The organism is Phyllobacterium sp. (genome assembly GCF_037994405.1).
GTDB lineage: Bacteria > Pseudomonadota > Alphaproteobacteria > Rhizobiales > Rhizobiaceae > Phyllobacterium.
In genome coordinates, this window is sequence record NZ_JBBNAN010000215.1 from 1 (window position 1) to 3,475 (window position 3,475).

4 protein-coding genes are annotated in these 3,475 nt (G+C 60.6%); all 4 read left to right on the plus strand.

All coding sequences use genetic code 11. The annotated features are described in order from the left end of the window. Positions 1-115 precede the first annotated feature (115 nt). Positions 116-1,285, plus strand: coding sequence for a patatin-like phospholipase family protein (locus AAAC48_RS12015; RefSeq protein ID WP_340654396.1), 1,170 nt, complete (start codon positions 116-118; stop codon positions 1,283-1,285). Positions 1,286-1,375: 90 nt separating this feature from the next. Continuing rightward, positions 1,376-2,161: an acetoacetate decarboxylase gene (locus AAAC48_RS12020; protein WP_340654397.1), complete on the plus strand. Its 786-nt coding sequence runs from the start codon at positions 1,376-1,378 to the stop codon at positions 2,159-2,161. Beyond that, the gene (locus AAAC48_RS12025) at positions 2,145-2,975 is read left to right on the plus strand and encodes a 3-hydroxybutyrate dehydrogenase (protein WP_340654398.1); all 831 of its coding nucleotides are present in this window, start codon (positions 2,145-2,147) and stop codon (positions 2,973-2,975) included. The genes AAAC48_RS12020 and AAAC48_RS12025 overlap by 17 nt, the downstream gene beginning before the upstream one ends. A gap of 184 nt (positions 2,976-3,159) precedes the next feature. Continuing rightward, positions 3,160-3,475 (plus strand): hypothetical protein (locus tag AAAC48_RS12030; protein WP_340654399.1); only part of this gene is annotated, 316 nt, incomplete at its 3' end.

Below are 3,475 nucleotides of genomic sequence, written 5' to 3' on the forward strand. Positions count from 1 at the left end.
TATAGTCGTTCTGACGTATTTGTCCAACTCGAAATTGAATCGAGTCTCTGCCCGCCCGGGCTCGCCCAGTCTCGATCCCTGCAGTCCCCGTTGTCGAATGAGAAGGAAGCATCGCATGAATGTGCAGTCCCAGAAGGATTTCAAAACAGAGCGGCGTCTCCCGTTCGAATGCGTTGCCCTGGTGTTGCAAGGCGGGGGTGCGCTCGGGGCTTACCAGGCCGGCGTCTACGAGGCTCTTGCCGAGGCAGAGATTCATCCGGACTGGGTCGCCGGAGTCTCCATCGGTGCCATCAACGCAGCCATTATCGCCGGGAACGAGCCGGCCGAACGAGTTGCTAAGCTGCGCATCTTCTGGCGGGAAATTACCGCCAATCCGCTGCTCGACTGGGCTGCCGCTGCACACGCACTCGCGCCGAAAGGCGACCTGCCCCGCGCGTTCTTCAATCAATTCAGTGCAGCCTGCGCCCTCGTCGGCGGTGCCCCAGGTTTCTTCAGCCTGCGACAGCCCGTTCCCTGGCTGTACCCGAATGGCGCCCCCGGGGGCACGAGTTATTACGAAACCAAACATCTGAAGAGCACTCTCGAGCGGCTTGTCGACTTCGACCGCATCAATGCTGGCGGTATGCGCTTCAGCGTCGGCGCCGTGAACGTGCGGACAGGAAATCTCGTCTACTTCGACAATGAAACGCATATGATCCGGCCCGAGCACGTGATGGCCAGCGGATCGCTTCCGCCCGGCTTCCCTGCCGTTGAGATCGAGGGCGAGTTCTACTGGGACGGCGGCCTCGTTTCCAACACGCCGCTGCAGTGGGTGGTCGAGCACGGGCCGCGGCAGGACACGATTGCCTTCCAGGTCGATCTCTGGAGCGCGCGCGGTGAGATTCCCCGCAACCTGGCCGATGTGGCGGCGCGGCAAAAGGAAATCCAGTATTCGAGCCGCACGCGCGCCCATACCGACCAGTTTAAGCAGTACCAGCGCGCCCGACACACGCTCGCGAACCTTCTTGCAAAACTGCCCGCAGACCTCGTCGGCGGTGAGGAGGCGAGGATGCTGAACTCAATTGCAGACCACAAGGTCTACAAGCTAGTCCATTTGATCTACGGCTCGAAACAGCATGAAACCCACTCGAAGGATTACGAATTCTCGCGGCTGTCCATGGAAGAGCATTGGCAGGCTGGTTACTTCGACGCTGTGCGCACATTGCGCCATCCAGAGGCACTAAGTCGGCCGGACAATCAGGACGGGGTTAGCGCCTATAACCTTGCTGTCGACGGGCAGGAATAGAGGTCAGTAACGGCAAATCGACTGACCTCCCCCGTCGCGGCCCCCTGAACGCAAACGAGCCGCTTGATCCAGCCCAAAGGAATTTCAGCCATGCACCAAGACACCGTCCGGGCGAGGGCTTTCGCCATGCCCCTGACCAGCCCGGCCTATCCGGCCGGCCCGTATCGCTTCCGAAATCGGGAGTATCTGATCATCACATATCGCACCGATCCGCAGAACCTGCGCGACCTCGTGCCGGAGCCGCTTCAGGTGTGCGAGCCTCTGGTGAAATTCGAGTTCATTCGCATGCCGGACTCGACCGGCTTCGGCGACTATACGGAAAGCGGACAGGTCATCCCGGTCTCGTTCCGCGGACGCAAGGGCAGCTACACCCATTGCATGTTTCTCAACGACCATCCGCCGATTGCCGGCGGACGCGAGTTGTGGGGCTTTCCTAAGAAGCTCGCGAGTCCAACGCTCCGAACGGAGACAGACACTCTGGTGGGCACGCTCGACTACGGCCCGGTCCGCGTTGCGACCGCCACAATGGGCTACAAGCATGGAGCCGCCGATCTTTCAGCGGTGAAGACCTCGCTCGGCGAACCGAACTTCCTCCTCAAGATCATTCCTCATGTCGACGGCACGCCGCGCATCTGCGAGCTCGTGGAGTACCACCTGGAGGAAATCAATCTGCAGGGCGCCTGGACCGGCCCGGCGGCCCTGAACCTCTTGTCCCACGCACTGGCCCCTGTGGCCGAGCTACCGGTGCTGGAAGTAGTATCGGCGGTCCACATCATCGCAGATCTCACGCTCGCTCTCGGGAACGTCGTGCATGACTACCTCGCGGAAGCCGAGCCTCGATATCGGAAAGGAAGAGCCTATGAACTCGCAGAATGAAACGTCATCGAACAAGCGCGCCGAGAGTGCCGGGGGCCGGCTTCTGGACAAGGTCGCAGTGATCACCGGAGCCGCGAGCGGCATCGGCAAGGAGATTGCGCTCACCTTCGCTCGCGAGGGAGCAAGAGTGGTCATAGCGGATCTTGATCAGAGCACGGCCCAACAAACGGCGTCCGGGATCGACCCGACGGGTAAACGTGCGCTCGGGGTGGGGATGGATGTCAGCAACGAGGAGCAGGTGGAAAGCGGAATCGCACGGGCGATCGAAGCCTTCGGACGGCTCGACGTACTGGTCAGTAACGCCGGCGTCCAGAGCGTTGCGCCGGTCGTCGAGTTCGAGTTCGAGAAGTGGAGGAAGTTGCTTTCTATCCATCTGGACGGAGCCTTCCTGACCACCCGTACCGCCTTGCGGCAAATGTACAGGCAGAAGAGCGGCAGCATTATCTATATGGGGTCCGTGCATGCCAAGGAGGCATCGCCGCTAAAGGCTCCTTACGTTACCGCCAAGCACGGTCTCATCGGGCTGGCCAAGGTCGTGGCCAAGGAAGGGGCCGCTCATGGTGTCCGCACCAATGTGATCTGCCCCGGCTTCGTACGCACGCCGCTTGTCGAGAAGCAAATCCCCGAGCAGGCGCGCGAGCTCGGAATTTCCGAGGCGGACGTGGTCAAGACCATGATGCTGAAGGAGACGGTCGACGGCGAGTTTACGACCGTGCAGGACGTTGCGGAAGCAGCGCTGTTCCTAGCGGCTTTCCCATCGAACGCGCTGACCGGTCAGTCGATGGTGGTCAGCCACGGATGGTTCATGCAGTAGGATCGATAGCGGACATACAGACGACACCCTTTGCGGTACCGTCCGACTACAGGTTAACCTCTGTCGCTCTGCCTGACGGCGTGGTCCGGGGGCGATATCAGTACACCGCTCGTCGAGCGCTCACATGATTATCGGTTGCGCCGCCGCGTGCGGCGTGTCAACTCGTTTTGACAGGAGAGACTCTATGGACCCCTACATCTCGGCTCTGACAGGTCTCGTCGGCGTGGCCATAGGCAGCTTGACCTCCTTCGCCGCCACTTGGCTGACACACAGATCTGAGTTGAACGAAAAGCATCGCGACGCCGAGGTTGCCAAGCGAGAGAAGCTCTTTTCAGATTTCATCGCCGAAGCGACACGGCTTTTTGGAGATGCGCTGAGCCACCAGAAGGACGACGTGTCCGACCTCGTACTCCTTTACGCACTGGTCGCCCAGATGCGTCTGATTTCATCTCGTCCGGTTGTGGATGCAGCCGAACGGACCATGGATTATATCATCGAAG

What these genes read in the sequence shown, in the direction of transcription:
- AAAC48_RS12015 (WP_340654396.1), top strand. Translation starts at nt 116, where the DNA reads ATGAATGTGCAGTCCCAGAAGGATTTCAAAACAGAGCGGCGTCTCCCG.
- AAAC48_RS12020 (WP_340654397.1), top strand. Translation starts at nt 1,376, where the DNA reads ATGCACCAAGACACCGTCCGGGCGAGGGCTTTCGCCATGCCCCTGACC.
- AAAC48_RS12025 (WP_340654398.1), top strand. Translation starts at nt 2,145, where the DNA reads ATGAACTCGCAGAATGAAACGTCATCGAACAAGCGCGCCGAGAGTGCC.